Below are 23,099 nucleotides of genomic sequence, written 5' to 3'. Positions count from 1 at the left end.
TCCGATTCCTTCCGGGATTTCGTATTCCCTTTACCTGACAGGAATTCTGATATGAAAACCTACAGCCACGACTTTGAAGTCGCCGACATGGGGCTCCTCGAGTGGGGCCGCAATGAGATCCGCATCGCGGAAACCGAAATGCCCGGCCTGATGGCCATCCGTGATGAGTACAAAGACGAGGCCCCTCTGAAGGGCGCCCGTATCTCTGGCTCTCTCCACATGACCATTCAGACCGCCGTGCTGATCGAAACGCTGCTCGCGCTCGGTGCCGAAGTCCGCTGGGCTTCCTGCAACATTTTCTCGACGCAGGATCACGCGGCCGCCGCAATCGCTGACGACGGTGTTTCTGTTTTCGCGAAGAAGGGCGAGACGCTGGATGAGTACTGGGAATACACCCACCGCATTTTTGAGTGGCCGGACGGCGGCTTCTCCAACATGATTCTCAATGACGGCGGCGACGCGACGCTGCTGCTGCATCTGGGTTGCCGCGCGGAAAAGGATATTTCGGTTCTCGATAAGCCGACGAGCGACGAGGAAACGGCTCTCTTCGCCGCGATCCGCCGCCACCTAGCCGCCGACCCCGCCTGGTACTCGACCCGCGCGAAGCATATCCGCGGTGTTTCCGAGGAAACGACGACCGGCGTTCATCGCCTGTATCACCTCGCGAAGGAGGGCAAGCTGCTCTTCCCGGCGATGAATGTGAATGACTCCGTCACGAAGAGCAAATTCGATAACACCTACGGCTGCCGCGAATCGCTGGTCGACGGCATCAAGCGCGCCACGGACGTTATGATCGCCGGCAAGATCGCTGTGGTCGTCGGCTACGGTGACGTGGGCAAGGGCTGCGCTCAGGCGCTCCGGGCGCTCGCCGCTCAGGTCTGGGTGGTGGAAGTTGACCCGATCTGCGCCCTGCAGGCCGCCATGGAAGGCTATCGGGTGGTGACGATGGACTGGGCTGCCGATAAGGCTGACATCTTTGTCACCGCCACGGGCAACTACCACGTGATCACGCATGACCAGATGGTCCGGATGAAGAACGAAGCGATCGTCTGCAATATCGGTCACTTCGACGCCGAAATCGATGTTGCCTCGATGCGCCAGTATCAGTGGAACAACATCAAGCCCCAGGTGGATGAAATCCTGCTGCCCTCCGGCAATCGGATCATTCTGCTCGCGGAAGGCCGTCTCGTGAATCTCGGGTGCGCTACCGGTCACCCGAGCTATGTGATGTCCAGCTCGTTCGCGAACCAGACACTCGCCCAGATCGAGCTCTATACCCGCACGGAGCACTATCCGGTCGGCGTTTACACGCTGCCGAAGATCCTGGACGAGAAAGTGGCGCGTCTGCAGCTGAAGCGCTTCAACGCCCAGCTCTCCACGCTGACCCAGGAACAGGCTGACTACATCGGAGTTCCGGTGGCCGGCCCGTTCAAGGGTGAAAACTACCGCTACTGATCCTCAGAGCTTCGCGGCCGGACGGACATCCCGTTCGGTTGCGATCCACTGAAGCAGAATGTCATGAGGCTCAGCCACAAGCCTTCCCGTCGCGTTACAGGCCTCATAGGACACCGCGACCGTGACAGGCGCGGGCTTGATCGTCGGCAGCGTACGGTCAAACCAGCCCGCTCCGTAACCCAGCCGGCAGCCGATATCGGAAAATCCGATACAGGGAGCCAGCAGCACCTGAGGCACAACCGGAATCTTCTCTTTCGGGACCATGATGTGGAAACCGCTTTCCACCATCTCAACCCCCGGGGTCCACTGGTAGTACCCCATCTTTCCCTTCATCACAACCGGAAGAGCGAGCATGCGCCCGGGCTTCTCCGACTGCCAGGCACCCAGCGCCTCCATCAGATCCGGCTCACTCTGGATCGGATAGTAGAGACCTACTGAGGAAAACTGCGGATTCGCTTCAAGCCACCCCACAATGTTCCGTGCCAGCTCCTTCGCCGCCTCCGGGCGGGTGGCCGCAATCTCCTGACGCACTGCGAGCAGCTCTTTTCTCAGCAGTTTCTTATCCATTGGTACGCTCCTCCTCTAAAGATTCCGACGCCTGTCGGGGTTTGCCGCCGTCTTCATCCGGCGCCGATGGTTAAACTTATTCTATGGTTAAAAAATCCTTCTCTCCCGCTCAGTCCTTTTTACGGTTACCCATGAAAGCTCAGATCCGCCGCTCATTATTGCTGCTGGCCCTCGCGCTCCCCGCCTTTGGAGCCGGTGCCCAGTCGCTGCTGCCGCAGCAGCGGCCGATCGGGCCCGCGCCCTCAATCGCTGTGCCGGCGGAGGATTTTCTTTTTCAGAATTTCCCACTGTCCGCGCAGGATCAGGCATTTCTCTCTTTCCGGCGCGCGCGTCAGTCAAATACCGGCACCGCCGAGTCACAGCAGGCGCTTTTTGCCCAGCTCGCCGGCTATCCGCTCGTTGACTACGCCGTGTCCTGGAATCTGTATGACGCCGTAAAGTCCGATCCTTCGGATCCTATTCTGCAGGCCCAGGTTCTCGATTTTCTGAAGAGCCACCAGGGGGAATACATCGCTGAGCGGCTGGGGACGGATGTTGCGAGAATCGCCGCTCCGAAAGGAGATTCGACGTTCTTTGAAGCGCTTTATGCGCCTCTGCAGTGGAATAAGACGGAGCCCGACCTCGCCGCCTGGCACGAGTCCTTCCAGCTTCTTGCCGGTAAGGGAAACACGGAGTACGGCGTGAGCCTCCTTCGGGAAGCCAAGAATCCTCACGCTCCGGCCTTCATGTCGCTCGCCGAGTCCATTCTCGGGCGCGACCCGGGGAAAATCTGGGAAATCTCATCCTACCTGATTGAGCATCGGTTCAATTCGGACGCCCAGCGCCTGTTGCAGGCCTATATGCCGAACGCGCCGCTCTCGCTTCCCCAGGTCTTTTCATCCCCTGAGAAATGGGTCACCACGCCTGACGCTCAGGCAACCCCCCGTCTGATCACGGCGGCCTGCCTCGTTGTGGGCTACAGCCATCCTGAGGACGCTGCGGCCATGATCTCGTCGCTCGACAGCCAGATCCCGAAGGAAGACCGTAACCTCCTCTGGAACTTCCTCGGTTACCGCTCAGCGATCATCAACACGATTTCCGACTCAAGCCAATACTTTACGAATGCGGGGGAAGGCCTGATGGACAGCCGCGTTTCGCAGCCGGACGAAGTCGCCGGGTGGCGCGTGAAGGCAGCGCTCGCCGCCGGCAACTGGAAGGAAGTGGAGCGGGCCATCGGCTCGATGACCCCGGAAAAACTGGGGGCAGACGAATCCGCCTATTGGCTCGGCCGCGCCAGAATCGCTCAGGGCGACAGAGGTGAGGGTGAAAAAATCCTTTCCTCCATCACCGGTCATCACACGTTCTACGGCAAGCTTGCCTGCGACGCGCTTAACGTTCCGTATCCAGGTGACGGCGCGCGACCCTCGGTCGCGGAGTCTGATGTCCGGCAGTGGATGCAGAATCCGAGCATCATCCGGGCGGTGCTTCTCCGCCGTCTCGGTCTTTACTCCATGGCAAGCCGAGAATGGAACTGGGCGCTCCGCGACGCGAAGAAGCCTCAGCTCATCGCGGCTGCTGAATATGCCCGCCGGATCGGACTCGCTGACCGCATGATCAGCACCGCGGGGAAACTCCCCGACAGTCTTTTCCAGAGCGACCTCTCCTTCCCGATTCCGTCTCAGAAGAGCGTCGCCGCGATTGCCCAGGAAACCAATGTGCCCGAGGCCTGGATCTACGGCATTACGCGGCAGGAATCCCGCTTCATGGTGACGGTGTCGTCAGGCGCCGGTGCCCGGGGTCTCATGCAGCTGATGCCGGCCACTGCCCGGTGGACCGCCAAGCGCTACGGTGTCGGTGACGGGAATCCCGATCTCTCGGATCCGCTCACCAACATGAAGCTCGGGGCTTACTACCTCAAGTACCTCGACGACCGGTTTGATGGGCAGAAGACTCTCGCCACAGCGGGCTACAACGCCGGTCCCGGCCGCTCCATCACCTGGCGCCGGAATCTGTCCGCAAGCCAGGACGGCGCGATTTTCGCTGAGCTTATTCCGTTCAGCGAGACCCGGACCTACGTGAAGAATGTGCTGAACAACACAGCGGAATACGCGCGTATTCTCGGCAAACCCGTGCGGCTCACGGAGCTTCTCGGCACAATCACGCCGCCCTCTCCTGACAACTGATACTGAATAAACGCAGCATGGCAATCCAAACGTACCTGGTCGGCGGCTATGTCCGTGACCTGCTTCTTTCCCGCCACGGGATCCCGGCCACGCCTTCCGACAAGGACTACGTCGTGGTCGGCGCAACCCCCGAATGCATGGGGTCGAAGGGCTTCATTCCGGTCGGCGCTGACTTTCCGGTTTTCCTCCATCCGAAAACACATGAGGAATACGCGCTCGCCCGTACAGAGCGGAAAACCGCTCCCGGCTACCACGGGTTCACGTTCAGCGCGTCGCCGGATGTCACGCTCGAAGAGGATCTGATGCGGCGCGACCTCACGATCAACGCGATCGCGATGTCTGAGGACGGCACACTCTTTGACCCCTGGGGCGGAGAGGATGATATCCGGAGAAGAGTCTTCCGCCATGTGAGCCCGGCTTTCCGCGAGGATCCGGTAAGAATCCTGAGAATCGCCCGGTTTTCCGCCCGGCTTCCTGAATTTTCGGTGGATCCCGGCACCTGGCAGCTCATCACCGACATGGTGAAGGCGGGTGAGGCTGACGCCCTCGTGCCTGAGCGTGTGATGAAGGAACTGTCCCGGGGACTGATGGAAAAAGCTCCGTCCCGCATGATGAGAATCCTGCTTGAGTGCGGTGCCTGGGCGAGGATCGCGCCTGATGTCCCCTGCAGTGAAGCACTGCTCCGGAAACTCGATGCGGCTTCCGGCACCAATGCCCCGGCCGCGGTCCGCCTCGCGCTCCTCTTCTCGGAATCCGGAGACCGCGGAAGCGCGGCCGCGAAGGCGCTCCGGGCAGGATCTGACGCGATCGGACTCGTGGAACTCGGTGAACGGTGCGGGGCGATGCTGCAGGAAAAGGTAGAGGCAGAGTCTGCTGTCCGTCTTTTTGAAAAGGCGGACGCCTTCCGCCGCTATCCGCGGTTCAGGGAGTTCCTTCAGGTGCAGCAGATCGCGTCCGGCATCCGGCCTGCCCCCTGGCTGAGAGCCGCTGACGCCGCGCGCGCTGTGGCGACCCGCGACATTGCGGCCGCAGCCTCATCTCCCTCCGAAATTCCCGCCGCTATCCGGTCTGCCCGGGTGAAGGCGGTCGCGGATACTCTCGCTCTGCCTCACACCGATGAGGACAACGCATCATGACACTTGAAGAACTGCAGCTCTCCTGCCGGCGGATCTATATCGAGGACCTCAGGCTTCTCGCGCGGCTCGGTATTTATCCGCATGAAATTGCCGCCGCTCAGGAAATCCTGATTTCCGCGAGCGTCTGGGTGGACAAAAAACCGCTCGGAGAAGATATTGAGAACACCGTGAGCTACGCAACGCTTGCGGAGATCGCCCGGCGGATTGTCCGCAGCCACCACTTCCTCGTTGAAACCGTGGTGGAGGAGATGATCCGTGAAATCCGGGTTCTGCCCGGAGTCCGGGCGGGACGGGTTGACTGCCGGAAGCTGCATGCTGTGACAGGAGCGGACGCCTCCGGTGTTGAGGAGTTTTTCCTAAATGAGTAATGAATCAGTTATTGGAACCACCATCCCGATCACACCGGCCGAATCGCTGAACCAGGTTTCGGCTCCGGCTGCGGAAGAAACCGCGCAGCAGCCTGCCGGGGAAAAGGAAAAGGTCAAGAAGTCAGTCGCCGCAAAGAAGCTAGAGAAGCGGATCATGCGTCTAACGGGACAGGCAATCGCTGACTTCAACATGATTGAGGAAGGCGACCGGATCGGCGTCGCGGTTTCCGGCGGCAAGGACAGCTATGTTCTCCTTGAGACACTTCTCAAGCTCCAGAAGCGGGCCCCCATCCATTTTGAAGTCATGGCCGTGAATATCGACATGGAGCTTCCTGACTTCCCGCACGACCTTCTTCCGAATTATTTCAAGAGCATAGGCGTTCCGTTCCACGTGGAACGTCAGAACGCCTACGCGACGATCAAGCGCATCATCCCGTCCGGTCAGCATATCTGCTCCCTCTGCTCGCGCCTTCGCCGTGGCATTCTCTACACCACGGCGGATAAGCTCGGCCTCACGAAAATCGCGCTCGGTCACCAGATGGATGACATCGTGAGCACGCTGATGCTCAACATGTTCTACGGCGGCCAAATGAAAGGCATGCCGCCTGTTCTCCGAAGTGACGACGGTCAGCACGTGATCATCCGGCCGCTTGCCTATGTGCATGAGTCCGACACCCGCAAGTGGGCTCAGATTCAGGGCTACCCCATTGTCCCGAAGAATCTCTGCGGCTTTGCCGAGAACCGCTGCCGCCACGAGATGAAGGAACTCCTCGCGCAGTGGGAGAAGATCGACAAGAACCGGATGTACAACATCTTCAAGAGCATGACGCACGTGGTGCCGTCCCACCTGCTCGACCGGTCGCTGTGGGATTTCCACGAGTTTCACGCGCTCACGCAGCCCCCAAAGCCCCTGAAACCACGGCGTCAGAGCAAAAACTGATTCCCGTTTAGAATAGAAAGACGGTCCCGCCCGGACCCCGCCAGGGGATTCCGGGTGAGTCTATTTCATTTCTTTTTTACAGAGCTTATTGACTGCTATGCGTGCACGTTCTATGAAGGTGATCGACCTCGCGGTCCGTCACGTCGAATGTATTTCCGCCACTACCTCAGTGACTGACTGCGCCCTTGCGATGCGCACCCGCCACGTGGGAAGCCTGGTCGTAGTGGACGGCGGCAATAAGCCGATCGGCATGATTACGGACCGCGATCTTACGATCGAAGTCCTTGCCACCGGCCGCGATATCGCTGCCACCAAGGTGGGTGATGTGATGACGAGTCCTGCGGTTGTCGCCCAGGGTGAGGAGAACATCGTGGACGCGCTTGCCCGCATGCGTGAGTTCGGCATCCGCCGTCTCCCGGTCGTGGACGAGAATGGTCTTCTGGTCGGAGTCGTCACGAATTCCAACATGCTGGAAGAACTCTCCACCATGCTGGACAGCCTCGTGCGCAATATCAAGTCCTCGAAGACCCGTGAGGCTGCGCTTCGCCCCTGAGTCAGAGCAGGATTCCCCCGCTCAGAAAAAAGGGAGATCTCATCCGAGACCTCCCTTTTCGCTTTTATTCAGCCTTGCCCTGACTTCGGAGAACACTCTGATAGACCGTATCGCGAGGCAGTCCGGTCACCCGTGAGACGAGCGCCGCGGTTTTGGACGCCGGCAGCTCTTTCGCAATTTCCCGCACCCAGGCGAGCACCTCTTCCCCCATCTCGGACTCCTTCTTTTCCGCCTCGTCGATCAGAATCGCGTATTCTCCCCGGGGCTCATGCGCGTCTGCCCAGGCCGCGAGGTCACCCGCGGCAAGCGGCGTAAAGGATTCAAACCGTTTCGTGATTTCGCGGGCCACAACCACGCGGCGTCCTGACTCAAGAGCCGCTCCAAGATCCCGGAGGAGCGCCTGAATGCGGTGCGGCGCTTCATAAAGGACGAAAGCATCGCCGCGGGACGCATAGCGGGAGAGCGTCTCACGACGGGCCTTGGCCTGCGGCGGGACAAAACCGACAAAAGTAAACGTTTTTGCGGTGAGACCCGAAGCGGAGAGCGCCGTGATCACGGCACTCGCCCCCGGCACCGGAATCACCCGGAATCCGGCATCCAGCACAATCTTCACGACCAGAGCGCCGGGGTCTGACACCGCCGGTGTTCCAGCATCCGTCACGAGCGCCACGCGTTCGCCGTTCTTCAGCCGGTCAATGATCGTCTGGGCACCGGTCACTTCGTTAAATTCGCGCACCGAGATTTCGTGCGTCGTGATGCCGTAGCGGGACAGAATCTTCTGCGTCTGACGGGTATCCTCTGCCGCCACGCAGTCCGCGATCGCGAGAGTCCAGAGGGCGCGGATCGTGATATCGGCCGCGTTCCCGATCGGCAGACCCACGATGTAGAGAGCTCCCGCGGGGAACTCCTGCTCGCCGATCCCCGACTCCCGGGCCCATGCCATCTGCTTCCACTGCTCCAAGGCTTCCTGCATCGCGATTCCTTCTGTGTCCGTCCGTTAGTGAATGAAGCCTAACACTTTAACCTGAGGTGAACGAAAATTGCACGGGCATTTGCACCTACAATTGAAAACCTGTTTTTCCTCCGGACACCTCTCTCTACTTCTATGGCCAATACGCTTATTACGTTAAAAAACGCGAGCCTCGCTTTCGGTGACTACCCGCTTCTCGACAACACGGATTTTTCGGTTCAGGAGGGTGAGCGTATCGGTCTCATCGGTCGCAACGGCACAGGCAAGAGCTCCATGCTTCAGGTTCTCGCCCGTAAGTCCGCGCTGGATGACGGAGAGATTCAGGTGAAGGACGGTCTGCGGGTTGTGCTTCTTGAGCAGGAACCGGTCTTCCCGCCGGCTCCCACGATCCGTGAGAGCCTGATCGCGCAGTCCGGCTTTGATCCATCGGACGACAAACTCTACTGGAAACAAATCGCGAAGCTCGACGCCTATCTGCAGCGGCTGAATGTCCGCGCGGACGCGGATCCCGAAACCGCTTCCGGCGGTGAACGGAAGAAGGCCGCCATCGCGCTCGTGCTCGCTCAGGAACCGGACCTGCTGCTGCTTGATGAGCCGACGAACCACCTCGACATCACCACGATCGCGCTCCTCGAAGATCTGATCCGGGAAACGTTCAAGAACACCCGGGCGCTCGTAGTGATCACGCACGACCGAGAGTTCCTCGACGCGGTTTCCACCCGAATCGTGGAGCTCGACCGCGGCATTCTCCGATCCTACCCAGGCAACTTCGCCGACTACGAGCACCACAAGAATTACGAACTCGCGATCGAAGAAACCGCGCGCCGCAAGTTCGACAAATTCTGGGCCCAAGAAGAGGTCTGGATCCGTAAGGGCATCGAGGCCCGCCGTACAAGAAACGAGGGCCGCGTGCGCCGTCTGGAACGGCTGCGCCGGGAGCGTGAGGCGCGCCGAGACCGCATGGGGCAGGTGAACATGTCAATCGACGCGGGAGAAAAGAGCGGAAAGCTCGTTGCCGAACTGAAGAATGTCTCAAAATCTTTCGGCGAAAAGACCGTGATCCGGAACCTGAACTTCACGCTGATGCGCGGTGACCGCCTCGGCCTGATCGGACCGAACGGGGCGGGAAAGAGCACACTCATCAAGGTGCTCCTCGGAGAACTCCAGCCTGATGAGGGCTCGGTCCGCCTCGGCACGAATCTCCATATCGCGTATTTCGATCAGCTCCGCGCCCAGCTTGACCTCAAAAAGACCGTAGCGGATACCATCGCCCCGGGCAGCGAGTGGGTGGAAATCGGAGGCGTGAAGAAGCATATCAAGAGCTATCTGAATGATTTCCTCTTCTCGCCCCAGAGGGCTGACTCTCCGGTCGAAGCGCTTTCAGGCGGCGAACGAAACCGGCTGCTGCTTGCGCGGCTCTTCGCACTGCCCGCCAACCTCCTCGTGCTTGACGAACCGACGAACGACCTCGATATCGACTCGCTTGAACTCCTCGAGCAGGTTCTGGAAGATTATTCCGGCACTCTGATCCTTGTGTCGCATGACCGCCGCTTCCTCGATAACACCGTGACGCAGGTGCTCGCGGCAGAAGGAAACGGTGAGTGGCATGAGTATGTCGGCGGATATTCTGACTGGGTGAAGTACCGTCGTCCGCAGGCCGCTCCGGCCGCGGTGCCGAAGGCTGAAAAGCCTGCTCAGCCGAAGCCTGCCCGCGCGAAGAGCGTAAAGCTCTCCTATAAGGAAGAGCGTGAGCTCGAGTCGCTGCCGAAGGAAATCGACGCGCTTGAGACCGAGCAGCAGGAGCTGCTCGAAAAAATGGCAGGTCCCTCTTACCACGAGCTTCCCGGAGCTGAAATCAAAGCCGACCGCGACCGGCTTGAAGCGATCCCGCAGATTCTCGAAGAACGCTACGAACGGTGGCAGGAACTCGAGAGTAAGCGTGAAATCGCCGAAAATAAGCATTAATGAGAGCTGTTCTGTGGTCTAAACTAATTGTGACCGCGGAATGCGGGTTCAGAACTCAATATCAGAACGCTACAGAGTAAAAGGCAAAAGAAAGTGAGCGAAACCACTGCTGATCGCATCGCCCTGCTGCGCAAGGCAAAAACCCTTCCTGACCTGATTGCCAACCGGGCGAAGACTGCCCCGGATGATGAAGCGCTCCGTCAGTATGACCGCTCCAAAGGCGAATGGGTCAGCACGACGTTCGGCGAACTGCAGGCAAGAATTCTCGAGTGGCACAAAGCCTATGCGGCCCTGAAGCTGGAACGCGGCTCCCGCGTAGGCATCCTGCTTCCAAACGGAATCGATGCCGTCTGCGCGGACCAGGGCGCTCTCGCGAACGCGCTGGTGCCGGTTCCGATGCACGCGATCGATACAGCAGGCGCCTCAGCTTTCATCCTGATTGACTCTCAGGCAAGCGTCCTTGTGACCAACAAGCTTTCGCGCTGGCAGGCGATCGCGGACACCGGCGTCATCCTTCCGGATCTGCGCCACGTCGTCCTCACCGAGGAAACCTCGGTGCCTGCGCCTGAAGGCGAAATTGAGCTTCACACGCTTTCCGACTGGCTGAAGTTGGGGGAGCCTCTCACGGAGGCTGACCTCACGGAAAAGCCCGAACCGGATGATCTCGGCGCCATCGTCTATACGTCCGGCACCACGGGGAAGCCAAAGGGCGTGATGCTTACGCACCGGAACTTCCTCACAAACGTCTGCGACACACCAGACTGCCTCACGCCGATCGGCGGCGATATTTTCCTATCGTTCCTGCCGCTCTCCCACACGTTCGAACGGACACTAGGCTACTACCTCGCCCTCGGCATGGGCTGCACCGTGGTTTACAACCGCTCGATCATGCTCCTCGCCGAAGACTTCAAAACCGTGCGCCCGACCGTCATCATTTCGGTCCCCCGGATTTATGAGCGTGTCTACGCGAAGCTGAACGACGCGCTCGAAAAGAAGGGCGGTGCCGCGAAGAAGATCTTCTCCTGGGCGGTCGACGCCGGATGGCGCCGCTTCTGCAAGAGGAACAAGCTTCCGGTCGACAAATCGAACCGCTCGTTCGGCAACATGATCGCCGGCCCCCTCTTCGAAAAGAAGGTCTCCCAGACTCTGATGGATCAGTTCGGCGGCAGGCTCCGCGCGGCCATTTCAGGCGGCGCTGCCATCAACCCGAAAGTCGCGAAGGTTTTCTGCGGTCTTGGGATGCCGGTGATCCAGGGCTACGGCATGACTGAGACGTCGCCTGTCATCGCCGGCAACCGTCTCGATGACAACCAGCCTCAGACTGTCGGCCTCCCGTTCACGCACGTTGAAGTGCGGCTCGGCGAGGATAACGAGATCCAGGTCCGCGGACCGAGCGTCATGAAGGGCTACTGGAAACGCCCCAAGGCGACGGCTGAAGCCTTCACCGAGGACGGCTGGCTGCATACGGGTGACGTCGGTTCGCTTTCCGAAGACGGCCATCTCTCGATCCGGGGCCGCATCAAGGAAATTATCGTCACGTCGACCGGCGAAAAAGTTCCGCCCTCGGATATTGAATCCGCTCTCGAAACGGATCCGCTTTTCGCCCAGACCTTTGTGCTTGGCGAGAATAAGCCCTACATCTCCTTCATCACGGTGCTGAATCCTACGGAGTGGAAGAAGCTCGCAGCCTCCCTCTCACTTGACCCTGAGTCGCCTGAGAGTCTCAGCGCTCCGGCTGCCCGTCAGGCTGTGATCAAGCGCGCGAAGGAAGCCACAAAAGACTTCCCGCGCTACGCGCTGCCCCGTGCCGTGACGCTCGTCACCGAACCCTGGACGATCGAAAACGGACTCCTCACACCGACGCTCAAGCTGAAGCGCGGTCCGCTCCGTAACAAATTCGCCGACGAGATCCAGCAGATGTACAAAGCCTAGTTCCCGGTCCCTCACTCCGTTAAAATCCATAATCCTTAAAAAGGCCTTCCTCTCCCCCCGGAGAAGGAAGGCTGCTTCACTGACTGACTTACAGAAATCCATGGCAATCGATACAACGCTTAATCCTTCCGCACAGCAGGCCCATCACCTGATGCCTAACTGGCAGGTCCGCATGACCGACAAGATCATGCAGTACTACATTGACCGCGGTCTCACAGTGGATCCGGTGATCCTCAAGTCGCCGCCTCCCCCGCAGGAAGGACATCAGTACCTGCTCTACATGCATGTGCCGTTCTGCCATACGCTGTGCACCTACTGCACCTTCCATCGCTTCCTCTTCAAGGAATACAAGGCGCGCGAATACTTCAAGAATCTGCGCGCTGAGATGCAGATGGCGAAGGATCTCGGTTACGACTTCCAGTCGGTCTACGTGGGCGGCGGCACCACCACAATTCTGCAGGATGAACTGATCCAGACGCTCGAACTCGCCCGGAAGCTCTTCCCGCATATCCGCGAAATCTCCTGCGAAACCGATCCGAAGGAAATCGCCTCCCCTCTGTTCAAGAACCTGCAGGGACTGGTGGACCGCATGTCGATCGGCGTGCAGAGCTTTGATGACAGCATTCTGAAGCTCACCGACCGTACGAAGTTCGGCACCGGCGCTGAGGTCTATGACCGCATCGCGGCCTGCCAGGATCTCTTCCCGACCTGCAACGTCGATATGATGTTCGGTTTCCGCGGCCAGTCGCTCGACATGATCGCGCGCGACATGGAACTCATCCGTCAGCTCAATCCGAAGCAGGTCACCACGTACCCGCTGATGGTGACGAGCGAAACCCGTAAGAGCGTGAAGGGCATGATCGCCGCTGAGGGTCAGGAACTCTCCGAGCAGTACAACACGATTCTCGGCACGCTCGGCCAGCACTACCGCCAGCTCACCTCGTGGACCTTCGGCCGCACGGGTGACAACGAAGGCATCGATGAATACGTGATCGACCATGACGAATACCTCGGCATTGGTTCGGGCGCTTTCTCCTTCCTCGGCGACTCGCTCTACGTGAACACGTTCAGCCTCGCCCGCTATGGCCAGCGCATTCAGTCCGGCCAGATGGGTACGGAGCGCCACCGCGTCTTCACGAAGCATCAGATTCTGCAGTACCGCCTGATGCTCTCCATCTTCGCCGGCCGTCTCAGCCGCAAGTACTTCCGCGAGGTCCAGGGAGTCAACCTCGACACGGCCCTTCTGAAGGAAATGCTCGGCCTCCGTCTTGCCGGCGCTATCCGCCAGGACCCAACCGATCCCGATAAGCTCACCGTGACTACCGTCGGCAAGTTCCTCGGTCTCGTCATGATGAAGGCCTTCTACTCCGGCATGGATAACGTCCGCGCCCAGCTGCGCGCTCCGCTGAAGGCCTGCGATATGTAAGGCTTCCGGGGATTCATGCCTCAGAACGAACAAAGCCGCTGCAGAAATGCAGCGGCTTTATTCTTTGCCGGATCAGACGGGGAAACGGTCAGTTGAACTTCTGACCCATTTCGCGGGTCGTGAGGAACTGAACATTCTCCCAGTGCTTCTGGGTCGTCTGAAGGTTATAGACCGAGGTTGCCAGATAGACCAGATTGCCATCCGCGTCGGTCGCGAGACGGCTTGCCTGCTCTGCCTCAAACTCCTCACGGGTCTTGCCCTTGTCATCCGGGAACACGAGCCAGCGTGCGGTCGATACTTCAGTCGACTCGTAGATCGCGTCCACCCGATACTCGGTCGCGAGACGCTGGGCCACGATTTCGAACTGCAGAATACCCACGGCGCCGAGGTAGATATGACCCAGATCGTCCGTGAACACCTGAATTGCGCCTTCTTCGCCAAGCTCCTGCAGACCCTGACGGAGCTGCTTCTCCTTGAACGGATTCTTGCAGCGCACAGAGCGGAAGAGTTCCGGAGCGAAGAACGGGATGCCGACAAAGCCAAGCTTCTCACCCTCGGTCAGCGTGTCACCGATGTGAAGCTGCCCGTGGTTATAGATACCGATGATGTCGCCCGCCACAGCCTCTTCCATACGCTTTCTTTCCTGCGCCATGAAGGTCAGGGCGTTCGGGATCTTCATCTCCTTCCCCTCGCGGACGTGGAACACCTTCATGCCCGGCGTATAGCAGCCGGAGCACACGCGAAGGAACGCAATACGGTCGCGGTGGTGCGGATCCATGTTCGCCTGGATCTTGAAGACGAAACCGGTGAACGGCGCTTCGGTGGGCTGCACAATACGGACGCCGGCGTCGCGCGGCTGAGGCTGCGGAGCCCAGTCAACGAGGGCCTCAAGCACATCCTCAACACCGAAGTTGTTGATACCGGAACCGAAGAACACGGGGCTCTGCTCGCCGGCAAGGAACTTCTCGAGCGAGAAAGGCTCTCCCGCGCCCTGCACGAGTTCAATCGCCTCGCGCACCGAGCCCATTTCCATCGGGAACAGCTGATCGAGTTCGGGATTGTTCAGACCCTTGATCGTTTCCGTATCGTGGCTCAGATGCTCTTCACCCGGACGGAACCGCACGAGCTCATTGTTCTTCAGCGAGAAAACACCGCGGAAGGTTTTGCCCATGCCGATCGGCCAGGTAATCGGCACGCAGTGCAGCTGCAGCACGTCCTCGATTTCACCGAGCACATCGAGCGGATCGCGCACTTCGCGGTCCATCTTGTTGATGAAGGTGATGATCGGGGTGTTGCGGAGGCGGCAGATCTCGAGCAGCTTGATCGTCTGGGCTTCCACGCCCTTCGCGGCATCGATCACCATCACGGCGGCATCCACTGCCGTCAGCACTCGATAGGTATCTTCCGAGAAGTCCTGATGGCCAGGGGTATCAAGCAGGTTGATGATGCGGTCCTTATAGGTGAACTGCATCACCGAGCTCGTGACCGAAATACCGCGCTGCTTCTCCACCTCCATCCAGTCAGAAGTCGCGTGCCGGGCGGCCTTGCGGCCCTTAACAGCTCCGGCGAGCTGGATTGCGCCGCCGAAAAGCAGCAGTTTTTCCGTCAACGTGGTTTTGCCCGCGTCCGGATGCGAAATGATTGCAAAGGTGCGCCGGCGTGCAACGTCGTTCACCAATGCGGGATTGGGAGAAGTCATTTTGTTTGGATTCTTTCCTCCGCTTGAGAGGAAGCTGTTGAACGTTCTATTGATTCGAAGTGCGTAATTTTATCAAGCCTTACTGTGATTTGCTGATATGAACCACCCGTCAAGATGATTAAAATGCCTCAGACTCTTTTTTCGCCACTTGATAAAGGCCCCCTTCCATGAGTTATTTTCCAAAATGGCAGGTAAAAACATCCGGCGTCATCGCGCCTGATGAAACCCTGCCGGCGAACCAGACGATTGCGCTCGGCATTCAGCACGTCGTCGCCATGTTCGGCTCCACCATTCTGGCCCCGATTCTGATGGGCTTTGACCCCAACGTTGCCGTGCTGATGAGCGGTATCGGCACCCTCATCTTCTTCCTGATGGTGGGCGGCCGCGTTCCGAGCTACCTCGGTTCCTCCTTCGCCTTCATCGGCGTCGTGATCGCGGCCACGGGCTATGCGGCCGGTTCCGGCCTCAACCCCAATATTGAGGTCGCGCTCGGCGGCATTATGGCCTGCGGCATCGTGTACTTCCTTGTCGGTGTCATCGTCACGCTGACCGGTGTCGCCTGGATTGAAAAGCTGATGCCTCCGGTTGTGACAGGCGCGGTGGTCGCCGTGATCGGTCTTAGCCTCGCCCCGACCGCCTGCAAGAGCGTCGGCTCTTCTTCCTTCAACGCCTGGATCACGATTCTCTCCGTGCTCTGTGTGGGCGGTGTCGCGGTCTACACCCGCGGCTTCATCCAGAAGCTTCTGATTCTCGTCGGCCTTCTCATTGCCTACGTGATCTACGCGATCCTCACGAACGGCCTCGGTCTCGGCCAGCCGATCGACTTCTCGCTGATCAGCAACGCCGCCTGGTTCGGTCTGCCGCACTTCCATCACCCGGAATTCCGCGCGGACGCGATTCTGCTCATCGTGCCGGTCGTGATCATTCTGATCGCGGAAAATCTTGGCCACGTGAAGGCTGTGACCGCCATGACGGGCCGCAACCTTGACCCCTATATGGGCCGCGCCTTCATGGGTGACGGTCTCGCGACGATCGTCTCCTCCTCCATGGGCGGCACCGGCGTCACGACGTACGGTGAGAATATCGGCGTGATGGCCGCTACCCGCGTCTACTCGACGCTGCTCTTCCCGGTGGCTGCCGCTCTCGCGATCCTGCTCGGCTTCTCGCCGAAGTTCGGCGCCCTGATTCAGACGATTCCGCAGCCGATTCTTGCCGGTATGTCGATCGTCGTGTTCGGCCTCATCGCTGTGTCCGGCGCCCGTATCTGGGTTGAGAACCACGTCGACTTCAGCCAGAACCGCAATCTGATTGTCGCCGCTGTGACGCTGATTCTCGGCGCGGGCGACTTCTCGCTCTCGATCGGCGGCTTCACGATCGGCGGCATCGGCACCGCGACTTTCGGCGCCATCATACTGAATGCTCTGATGACCCCCGGTGAAAGAATGGGTCAGAAAAAGAACTCTTAATCTGAAAGAGTCTGCCCGGCATTCCTGATACAGCAAGGCCGATGAAGAAAAATCTTCATCGGCCTTGTTTTTTTCTTGAGCTGAATCCGATCCGGATTACTTCCGGCGCTGACTTCCGGAGGCGTTCTGGAAGGCTGCCGCCATGGCACCCGAGAATCCGCCGCCCGTTCTTTCCGACTTCATCCGGGGCGCGCCCTGGCGGCCCGCGCGGGGTTCGCTTCTCGGCGCCCCTTCACGCCGCATGGAGAGCGCGATGCGCTTCCGCTTCTCATCCACATCGAGCACCCGGACTTGCACGATCTGCCCCACCCGGACTTCAGCGGAGGGATCCTTCACATAGTGGTCTGCCAGCTCGGAAATATGGACGAGACCATCTTGATGCACGCCGATATCCACGAAGGCGCCAAACGCCGTGACGTTGCTCACCACGCCCTCGAGCTTCATGCCGGGTTTCAGGTCCGAAATCTCCGTCACCCCTTCGAGGAAGTGCGCCATCACGAATTCCGGACGGGGGTCGCGGCCCGGTTTCTCAAGCTCCGAAAGGATGTCCTTCACGGTCGGGAGTCCGAACTGGTCCGTGACAAAGTCCGCGGGGCGGAGACGTTTCAGCACCGACTCATTTCCGATCAGCTTTTCAATCGGAAGACCGGTTTTTTCCGCGATCGCGTTGGCGACCGAATAGGCCTCCGGATGAACCGCGGAGGCATCCAGCGGGTTCTCGCCATTCTGAATCCGGAGGAAACCCGCCGCCTGCTCAAATGTCTTCTGACCGAGGCGCGGAACACTGAGAAGCTGGGCTCTGGAGGCAAAAGCCCCATGCGCCTCACGCCACCGGACCACGGCTTCCGCGAGGCTTGACGTCAGTCCCGCCACACGGCGAAGCAGCATGGGGCTCGCGGTGTTCAGATTCACGCCGACTGAATTCACGCAGTCCTCCACCACGGCGTCCAGCTTCCGGGCGAGATCCCCCTGATCCACGTCATGCTGATACTGACCGACACCGATCGCCTTGGGGTCGATCTTCACGAGCTCCGCAAGCGGATCCTGCAGCCGCCGGGCGATCGACACCGCGCCGCGGTAGCTCACATCCATATCCGGGAATTCCTTCGCCGCGAGTTCACTCGCGGAGTAGACGCTCGCGCCTGCCTCACTCACCACTGCCTTCGTGAGCCCAAGTTCCGGATGACGGTGAATCAGGTCATCCACGAGTTTCACCGTTTCGCGGGACGCTGTTCCGTTTCCGATACTGACCAGCGACGGGTGGAACCGGCGGGCGAGCGTCGCGAGCGATTCAATGGATCCATCCCAATCATTTCTCGGCGGGTGCGGATAGATGACCGCGGTCGCTTGAACAGAACCGGTTTCAGAAATCACGGCAACCTTGACGCCCGTACGGATGCCCGGATCAAGGCCGATCACGCCCTTGTGGCCCGCGGGGGCTGCGAGCAGCAGGTCCTTCAGATTGGAGCCAAACACCGTGATGGCGCTCCGCTCGGCGTCCTCACGGAGCTTCTGGAAGATCTCGGTTTCAAGTGACGTCAGGCATTTGACACGCCAGGTCCAGCGGCAGACCCGGGCGTACCAGCTGCTCGCCGGAGCGCCGGAAAGCCGCAGACCTTCATGCTCCGCCACCATTTCGATGCAGGGGTGCGGCGTCTGGGTTTCGAGTTCCTCAGGAAGCGCTACTTTGACTGACAGCACTTCGTCCGTGCGGGCCCGGAAAATGGCGAGCACCCGGTGTGACGGAATTCCGATCAGCGGTTCGCTGAAGTGGAAGTAGTCCTGATACTTGCTCCCCGCTTCTTCCTGTCCCTCAATCACCTCAGACTGCAGAACGCCCGTCTTCCAGAGGAAGTCGCGGAGTTTTCCGATCAGCTCAGCGTCTGTCGCGAAACGCTCCGCCGCGATATCGCGGGCACCGTCAAGCGCCGAGGCCGGATCCGGATAGGCTTCGGAAAGGAACGCCTTGGCGGTCTCCTCGGGATCCAGCGACGGATTGCCGAGCAGCTGATCCGCAAGCGGCTCAAGCCCTGCCTCACGGGCCTTTTCGGCCCGGGTGCGGCGCTTCGGCTTATAGGGGAGGTAAAGATCCTCGAGCCGCTGCTTGCTGTCAGCCGCTTCAATCTCGGCTCTGAGAGCGTCAGTCAGTTTCCCCTGTTTCTCAATGGACTCCAGGATGGAGGCGCGACGGTCTTCAAGATCCTTCAGATAGATCAGCTTTTCCTCGAGCGCGCGCAGCTGCGTGTCATCGAGCCCTCCGGTCACTTCCTTCCGGTAACGGGCAATAAAGGGCACCGTGGCGCCTTCTTCAAGGAGATTCGCGGCTGCCGCCGCCTGGGCCGGAGTGCAGTGAATGTCGGCGGCAATCGCCCGGGAAATTTTGTCCAGTAAAAGATTCATAGCCGTGTCCGGAGCGGCAGCCGGAACTGCCGCTCCCCAAAAGAATTCAATAGGGATGGAAGAAGAAACGCGCCGGTTTCTCTGCCGGCGCGCTGCCTCAGTGCTGAGCCGCCCGCTGGCGGATCAGGTCAACGAGCGCCTGATCCTTGTTCCGATAGGCTTCGTTGCGGAGCTTATCGAATACGGGATTTTCGGAAGGCTGGGGATTCTCCTGCTCGTAGCTGAAGGTGAGGAGCACTTTCCCCTCCGCTTCCTCGAGCCGGATGATCTGCCAGCTGCGGGGCCAGGTGGGACCCGCGGCGACATGAATTTCCGCCCGGCTGTCCGGAATCAGGGCAACCTGATCCTCAATCACCAGGTCGCCAAAGCGCTTCGTGCGTTTCAGCCACCGTCCGCCGTCACTCGTCTCGGTGTCCTGAACACTCGACTCATCACAGCCCGCGAGCACAAGCTTCGGATTCCGGAGAAGCCACTCGAGCTCCCTCCAGACACTTTCCCGATTCAAACCTTCCAGCTGCAGCACATGCTCAAAAATGATCACTTCTTTTCTCTCTCAGAGACCGGCGCCGGAATTTTCCCGTCCGGTCTTCATGCGTTTTTCCAGCCACTGGCTGTACGCGGACATCATAAGGGAAGACGCAAAGTAGATGGCGCCCACAAAGAGATAGCCGACACCGAAGAACTCCCTCCACTCCGGATCCCCAAGCGCAAGCCTCAGACTGCCGAGGAGATCGTACATGGAGACAACCGTGACAAGCGATGTATCCATGAAGGTGGAAAGAAGACTGTTCACAAAAGCCGGAATGATCGCGACAAGCGCCTGCGGCAGGAGCACGTGGACGTAGCACTGGAAGCGGCTGAGGCCGAGAGACTCGGCAGCCGACATCTGCGCGGCCGGAACCGCCTGCAGGCCTCCGCGGACGGTTTCTGCCATATAGGCCGCCTGGAACAGCACGATCGCGGTCGCCACGCGCCAGAACGTGGAAGTCTCAAATCCCATCGGAAGAAGGATCGGGAAAATGAAGGCCGCCACGAAGAGCACCGTGATCAGCGGCACGCCGCGGACGAGTTCGATATAGGCGGTGGAGAGCGTTCTGACCAGGGGCAGCTTTGAGCGGCGTCCGATCGCGAGCAGTATGCCAAGCGGGCTGGAGAGCGTCATGCCGATCAGCGTGAGGATCACAGTGAGAGGAAGTCCGCCCCAGGAGTCCGGATCAACCGGAGAAAGCCCGAACACACCGCCATACATCAGCGAGAAGAACACGGCGAAGGCGGCTACCCAGGCCGCGCCCAGTACACGGACTCCGCGCCTCGACCAGAATTTCGGCACTGCCGTAAGCACCAGCATCAGCACGATCACCGCCGTGCCGACCGCGGGCCGCCACTGCTCCTCGTATGGGAAGCGGCCGAAAATAATCATCCGCCACTTTTCAGCGACAAATCCCCAGCAGGCACCGTCAGACGCGTGGCACGCCTCATAATCAGGCTGAAAAACCGCATTGATGACACCCCAGTCGATAAAGCGCCAGACGCCCCAGAGGAGCGCGATCAGAGCGGCAAGCGTAAACGCTGCCGAGGCAGCTCCTGCCGGTGTCCGGAGGGCTTCAGGGTTCAGGGAAAAACGTTTCATTTCTCCTCCTCCCCCCGGGAGAACCGGGCATTGATGAGATTCATGATCACGGACGTGACGAGATTCAGCACGAGGTACACGAGCATGATGAGGCAGATCATCTCAAGCGCCTGACCTGTCGTGTTGATCGAGGTATTCCCGATGCAGACAACATCCGGGTAGCCGACCACTACGGCGAGAGACGAATTCTTCGTGAGATTCATGAACTGGCTCGCAAGCGGCGGAACCGAGAGCTTCATCGCCTGAGGAAAGACCACGTAGCTCGCGGTCTGCACGGGAGAGAGCCCGAGCGCCTCGCCCGCGAGCCACTGCCCCTCACCGACCGAAAGGATGCCGGCCCGGATCACCTCGGCGATCGGAGCCGAGGAGAAAAGCGTGAGTCCCAGCCAGAGCGCGAGGAATTCAGGCGACAGAGCGCCGCCCCCTTCCACCACAAAGCCGTCGAGATGCGGGCGGGACCAGCCGAGAACAGCGCCTGAGAGCAGCCACACCGCAATCGCTGTCACGCAGAAAACGCCGAACGCGATTCCCCAGGCGACGAGGAAAGTGGATTTCCGGAGCGTCACCCGGCGCGCAGCCTCTCCGGCAATCAGCCCCGCGGCAGCTGCGGCAAGAAGCGCCATTCCGTTATGCAGCGGCACCGGGAACTGCAGCCCTGCCTTATCGAGCATGACAAGCGCGCTCGAATTCATCACGGTCTCCATATCCGGGAGCATTTCCGTGATGGTGAGATAGATCGCGAGGAGCCCGATGATGAGCGGAATATTCCGGTAAAACTCGATATGGGCCCAGCCAAGCGCGTGCAGCACGGGCTGTCGCGACAGCTTCATGAACGCGATGACAATCCCGAGCAGAAGCGAGGAAAAAATAGCGAGGACCGAAACCTTCAGCGTATTCAGAATGCCGATCCCAAATGCCCGCAGCAGCGTGTCCGAGGACTGAAAAGGAATCATCGATTCGCCGATCTCAAAACCGGCAGCATTCATCAGAAAGGCGAATCCATGCAGAATGTTCCGTGACGCGAGATTCTCCGCGACATTCCGGGAGAGAATCCACAGAAATCCAAAGAACAGCACGGCAACGAGCAGCTGAATCATCAGCTCCCGGAATCGCCTGCTGCGCTCCCGCGCGAGCCAGGCGGCATCACCCTGAGGCTGAGCCTGTTTCGGTCTGAAAAACATAGACACCCCAAAAAATTCAGACGCGAAGCCGGCCGCGGCGCTGGCTTACCCCGAGCGGCGGTCGGCAGGAGTCCTTGCTTAAAAAAGATGCATCAGCGGATCGGAGGCGAGATCAGGATGCCGCCCTTCGTCCAGAGCCGGTTGAGACCGCGGCTGAGACCGAGCGGAGTCTTCGGCCCGAGATTCGCTTCAAAGGATTCGCCGTAGTTGCCGACCTGCTTGATGATCCGATAAGACCACTGCTTATCCAGACCGATCATGCGGCCGAGATCCTCTTCAAGCCCAAGAAGGCGGCGGACATTCGGATTCTTGCTGGAGCGGAGGGAATCCGCGTTCTTCTGCGTGATACCGAGCTCCTCGGCTTCCACCATCGTGTAGAAGGACCAGCGGACGATCTGGAACCAGTCGTCGTCACCGCGGCGGATTGCCATGCCGAGAGGCTCCTTCGAGATAGTTTCAGGGAGAATCACATAGTCGTTCGGGTTCTTCGCGCGCAGTCTGGCGCCGGCGAGGTCCGAGCGGTCCGTGGTATAGGCCTGGCAGCGGCCGGAAATGAACGCGCCCTGGGTTGCCTCTGTGGTGCTGAAGACAACGGGCTTGTACTTGATGTTATTGGCGCGGGCAAAGTCAGCGAGGTTCTTCTCGCTTGAGGTGCCAGTCTGAACGCAGATCGTGGCACCGTTCAGCTGCTTCGCGGAATGGATCTTGTACCTCTTCGGCACCATGAAGCCCTGGCCGTCGAGATAGTCCATCGCGACGAAAACAGAGCCCTGTGAGGCATCGCGGGACATTGACCAGGTTGTATTGCGGGCGAGGATATCAATCTGCCCGGACTGCAGGGCGGTGAAGCGCTGCTCAGAGGAGAGCGGCACGAATTTCACCTTATTTGCGTCCTTCAGAACGGCCGCAGCGACCGCCCGGCAGATATCAACGTCGAGCCCCTTCCAGTGCCCTCGGCTGTCAGCTCCCGAGAATCCTGGCGCGGCGGTATTCACGCCGCAGACCACCATGCCGCGGCTCTTCACGGCGTTCAGCGTCCGGCCTGCCTGAGCGGGAATGGCCCAGGTTGCTGCAACCGCGGCGAGGGCCGCCGCGGCGATCAACTTCTGTTTCCTGTTCATGCTTCTCCCCTTTGCTTTTCTGGCTAAAGCCTGTCAAACGGGCAGCCGGAGCCACCCGGTCATTTTTATTACAGCCTTGAACAACTCTACCAGAAGAAAAAGGTGGCATTGCACGGAAAACTGCTGAG

At 59.8% G+C, this 23,099-nt stretch carries 18 protein-coding genes; 10 read left to right on the top strand and 8 right to left on the bottom strand.

The window, feature by feature from the left end; genetic code table 11:
- Positions 1-51 precede the first annotated feature (51 nt).
- Positions 52-1,455, top strand: a complete 1,404-nt coding sequence (gene ahcY, locus BN1936_RS02595; RefSeq protein WP_049686576.1) for an adenosylhomocysteinase — start codon at positions 52-54, stop codon at positions 1,453-1,455.
- Positions 1,456-1,458: 3 nt separating this feature from the next.
- Here ahcY and BN1936_RS02590 read toward each other — a convergent pair whose 3' ends face one another.
- Positions 1,459-2,022, bottom strand: coding sequence for a 5-formyltetrahydrofolate cyclo-ligase (locus BN1936_RS02590; protein ID WP_022444558.1), 564 nt, complete (start codon positions 2,020-2,022; stop codon positions 1,459-1,461).
- 131 nt (positions 2,023-2,153) lie between these two features.
- On the opposite strand from BN1936_RS02590, the gene BN1936_RS02585 reads away from it, so the two are divergent.
- The 5 genes from BN1936_RS02585 to BN1936_RS02565 all read left to right on the top strand — a co-directional run bounded on the left by BN1936_RS02585 (position 2,154) and on the right by BN1936_RS02565 (position 7,181).
- Positions 2,154-4,184 (top strand): lytic transglycosylase domain-containing protein, encoded by a 2,031-nt coding sequence (locus BN1936_RS02585; protein WP_187367744.1) that lies wholly within the window; start codon positions 2,154-2,156, stop codon positions 4,182-4,184.
- A 17-nt stretch (positions 4,185-4,201) separates the two neighbouring features.
- A complete protein-coding gene (locus tag BN1936_RS02580) occupies positions 4,202-5,320 on the top strand; it encodes a CCA tRNA nucleotidyltransferase (RefSeq protein ID WP_049686574.1) in 1,119 nt (372 codons plus the stop codon).
- The gene (locus BN1936_RS02575) at positions 5,317-5,688 is read left to right on the top strand and encodes a dihydroneopterin aldolase (protein WP_022444561.1); all 372 of its coding nucleotides are present in this window, start codon (positions 5,317-5,319) and stop codon (positions 5,686-5,688) included. Before BN1936_RS02580 ends, BN1936_RS02575 begins: the two co-directional genes overlap by 4 nt.
- Positions 5,681-6,628 (top strand): tRNA 2-thiocytidine(32) synthetase TtcA, encoded by a 948-nt coding sequence (ttcA, locus tag BN1936_RS02570; protein ID WP_022444562.1) that lies wholly within the window; start codon positions 5,681-5,683, stop codon positions 6,626-6,628. The genes BN1936_RS02575 and ttcA overlap by 8 nt, the downstream gene beginning before the upstream one ends.
- A gap of 97 nt (positions 6,629-6,725) precedes the next feature.
- Entirely contained in the window at positions 6,726-7,181 is a 456-nt protein-coding gene (locus tag BN1936_RS02565; protein ID WP_049686573.1) for a CBS domain-containing protein, read from the top strand.
- Between the two features lie 64 nt (positions 7,182-7,245).
- Here BN1936_RS02565 and rsmI read toward each other — a convergent pair whose 3' ends face one another.
- Positions 7,246-8,154 carry a 16S rRNA (cytidine(1402)-2'-O)-methyltransferase gene (gene rsmI, locus BN1936_RS02560; RefSeq protein ID WP_049686572.1) on the bottom strand — a complete coding sequence of 303 codons (909 nt, stop codon included), beginning with the start codon at positions 8,152-8,154 and terminating at the stop codon, positions 7,246-7,248.
- Positions 8,155-8,286: 132 nt separating this feature from the next.
- Here rsmI and BN1936_RS02555 point away from each other — a divergent pair, with 132 nt between their 5' ends.
- From BN1936_RS02555 to BN1936_RS02545, 3 genes are all read left to right on the top strand, one after another.
- Positions 8,287-10,116, top strand: a complete 1,830-nt coding sequence (locus BN1936_RS02555) for an ATP-binding cassette domain-containing protein (protein WP_022444565.1) — start codon at positions 8,287-8,289, stop codon at positions 10,114-10,116.
- Between the two features lie 93 nt (positions 10,117-10,209).
- Positions 10,210-12,048: an AMP-dependent synthetase/ligase gene (locus BN1936_RS02550; protein WP_022444566.1), complete on the top strand. Its 1,839-nt coding sequence runs from the start codon at positions 10,210-10,212 to the stop codon at positions 12,046-12,048.
- 100 nt (positions 12,049-12,148) lie between these two features.
- The gene (locus tag BN1936_RS02545; RefSeq protein WP_022444567.1) at positions 12,149-13,474 is read left to right on the top strand and encodes a coproporphyrinogen III oxidase family protein; all 1,326 of its coding nucleotides are present in this window, start codon (positions 12,149-12,151) and stop codon (positions 13,472-13,474) included.
- Between the two features lie 88 nt (positions 13,475-13,562).
- On the opposite strand, the gene BN1936_RS02540 is transcribed toward BN1936_RS02545, so the two are convergent.
- On the bottom strand, positions 13,563-15,173 hold the full coding sequence (locus tag BN1936_RS02540) for a peptide chain release factor 3 (protein WP_022444568.1): 1,611 nt from the start codon (positions 15,171-15,173) through the stop codon (positions 13,563-13,565).
- Between the two features lie 167 nt (positions 15,174-15,340).
- On the opposite strand from BN1936_RS02540, the gene BN1936_RS02535 reads away from it, so the two are divergent.
- The gene (locus tag BN1936_RS02535; protein ID WP_049686571.1) at positions 15,341-16,639 is read left to right on the top strand and encodes a solute carrier family 23 protein; all 1,299 of its coding nucleotides are present in this window, start codon (positions 15,341-15,343) and stop codon (positions 16,637-16,639) included.
- 96 nt (positions 16,640-16,735) lie between these two features.
- Here BN1936_RS02535 and BN1936_RS02530 read toward each other — a convergent pair whose 3' ends face one another.
- The 5 genes from BN1936_RS02530 to BN1936_RS02510 all read right to left on the bottom strand — a co-directional run bounded on the left by BN1936_RS02530 (position 16,736) and on the right by BN1936_RS02510 (position 22,971).
- Positions 16,736-19,039: a Tex family protein gene (locus BN1936_RS02530; protein ID WP_049686570.1), complete on the bottom strand. Its 2,304-nt coding sequence runs from the start codon at positions 19,037-19,039 to the stop codon at positions 16,736-16,738.
- Between the two features lie 97 nt (positions 19,040-19,136).
- Positions 19,137-19,580, bottom strand: a complete 444-nt coding sequence (locus BN1936_RS02525; RefSeq protein WP_049686569.1) for an AtaL-like protein — start codon at positions 19,578-19,580, stop codon at positions 19,137-19,139.
- 12 nt (positions 19,581-19,592) lie between these two features.
- The gene (locus BN1936_RS02520) at positions 19,593-20,669 is read right to left on the bottom strand and encodes an amino acid ABC transporter permease (protein WP_022444572.1); all 1,077 of its coding nucleotides are present in this window, start codon (positions 20,667-20,669) and stop codon (positions 19,593-19,595) included.
- Entirely contained in the window at positions 20,666-21,850 is a 1,185-nt protein-coding gene (locus tag BN1936_RS02515; protein ID WP_049686568.1) for an amino acid ABC transporter permease, read from the bottom strand. The genes BN1936_RS02520 and BN1936_RS02515 overlap by 4 nt, the downstream gene beginning before the upstream one ends.
- 92 nt (positions 21,851-21,942) lie before the next feature.
- Positions 21,943-22,971 carry an amino acid ABC transporter substrate-binding protein gene (locus BN1936_RS02510; protein ID WP_049686567.1) on the bottom strand — a complete coding sequence of 343 codons (1,029 nt, stop codon included), beginning with the start codon at positions 22,969-22,971 and terminating at the stop codon, positions 21,943-21,945.
- Positions 22,972-23,099: the final 128 nt, after the last annotated feature.

This window comes from Dakarella massiliensis (assembly GCF_001182045.1).
Lineage (GTDB): Bacteria > Pseudomonadota > Gammaproteobacteria > Burkholderiales > Burkholderiaceae_F > Mesosutterella > Mesosutterella massiliensis.
Note: the sequence above shows the minus strand (reverse complement) of the source record. Positions and strands in the feature narration are given on the sequence as shown.

What these genes read in the sequence shown, in the direction of transcription:
- BN1936_RS02520 (WP_022444572.1), bottom strand. Translation starts at nt 20,669, where the DNA reads ATGAAACGTTTTTCCCTGAACCCTGAAGCCCTCCGGACACCGGCAGGA.
- BN1936_RS02515 (WP_049686568.1), bottom strand. Translation starts at nt 21,850, where the DNA reads ATGTTTTTCAGACCGAAACAGGCTCAGCCTCAGGGTGATGCCGCCTGG.
- BN1936_RS02590 (WP_022444558.1), bottom strand. Translation starts at nt 2,022, where the DNA reads ATGGATAAGAAACTGCTGAGAAAAGAGCTGCTCGCAGTGCGTCAGGAG.
- BN1936_RS02545 (WP_022444567.1), top strand. Translation starts at nt 12,149, where the DNA reads ATGGCAATCGATACAACGCTTAATCCTTCCGCACAGCAGGCCCATCAC.
- BN1936_RS02510 (WP_049686567.1), bottom strand. Translation starts at nt 22,971, where the DNA reads ATGAACAGGAAACAGAAGTTGATCGCCGCGGCGGCCCTCGCCGCGGTT.
- BN1936_RS02535 (WP_049686571.1), top strand. Translation starts at nt 15,341, where the DNA reads ATGAGTTATTTTCCAAAATGGCAGGTAAAAACATCCGGCGTCATCGCG.
- ttcA (WP_022444562.1), top strand. Translation starts at nt 5,681, where the DNA reads ATGAGTAATGAATCAGTTATTGGAACCACCATCCCGATCACACCGGCC.
- BN1936_RS02565 (WP_049686573.1), top strand. Translation starts at nt 6,726, where the DNA reads ATGCGTGCACGTTCTATGAAGGTGATCGACCTCGCGGTCCGTCACGTC.
- rsmI (WP_049686572.1), bottom strand. Translation starts at nt 8,154, where the DNA reads ATGCAGGAAGCCTTGGAGCAGTGGAAGCAGATGGCATGGGCCCGGGAG.
- BN1936_RS02530 (WP_049686570.1), bottom strand. Translation starts at nt 19,039, where the DNA reads ATGAATCTTTTACTGGACAAAATTTCCCGGGCGATTGCCGCCGACATT.
- BN1936_RS02580 (WP_049686574.1), top strand. Translation starts at nt 4,202, where the DNA reads ATGGCAATCCAAACGTACCTGGTCGGCGGCTATGTCCGTGACCTGCTT.
- BN1936_RS02555 (WP_022444565.1), top strand. Translation starts at nt 8,287, where the DNA reads ATGGCCAATACGCTTATTACGTTAAAAAACGCGAGCCTCGCTTTCGGT.
- BN1936_RS02540 (WP_022444568.1), bottom strand. Translation starts at nt 15,173, where the DNA reads ATGACTTCTCCCAATCCCGCATTGGTGAACGACGTTGCACGCCGGCGC.
- BN1936_RS02575 (WP_022444561.1), top strand. Translation starts at nt 5,317, where the DNA reads ATGACACTTGAAGAACTGCAGCTCTCCTGCCGGCGGATCTATATCGAG.
- ahcY (WP_049686576.1), top strand. Translation starts at nt 52, where the DNA reads ATGAAAACCTACAGCCACGACTTTGAAGTCGCCGACATGGGGCTCCTC.
- BN1936_RS02585 (WP_187367744.1), top strand. Translation starts at nt 2,154, where the DNA reads ATGAAAGCTCAGATCCGCCGCTCATTATTGCTGCTGGCCCTCGCGCTC.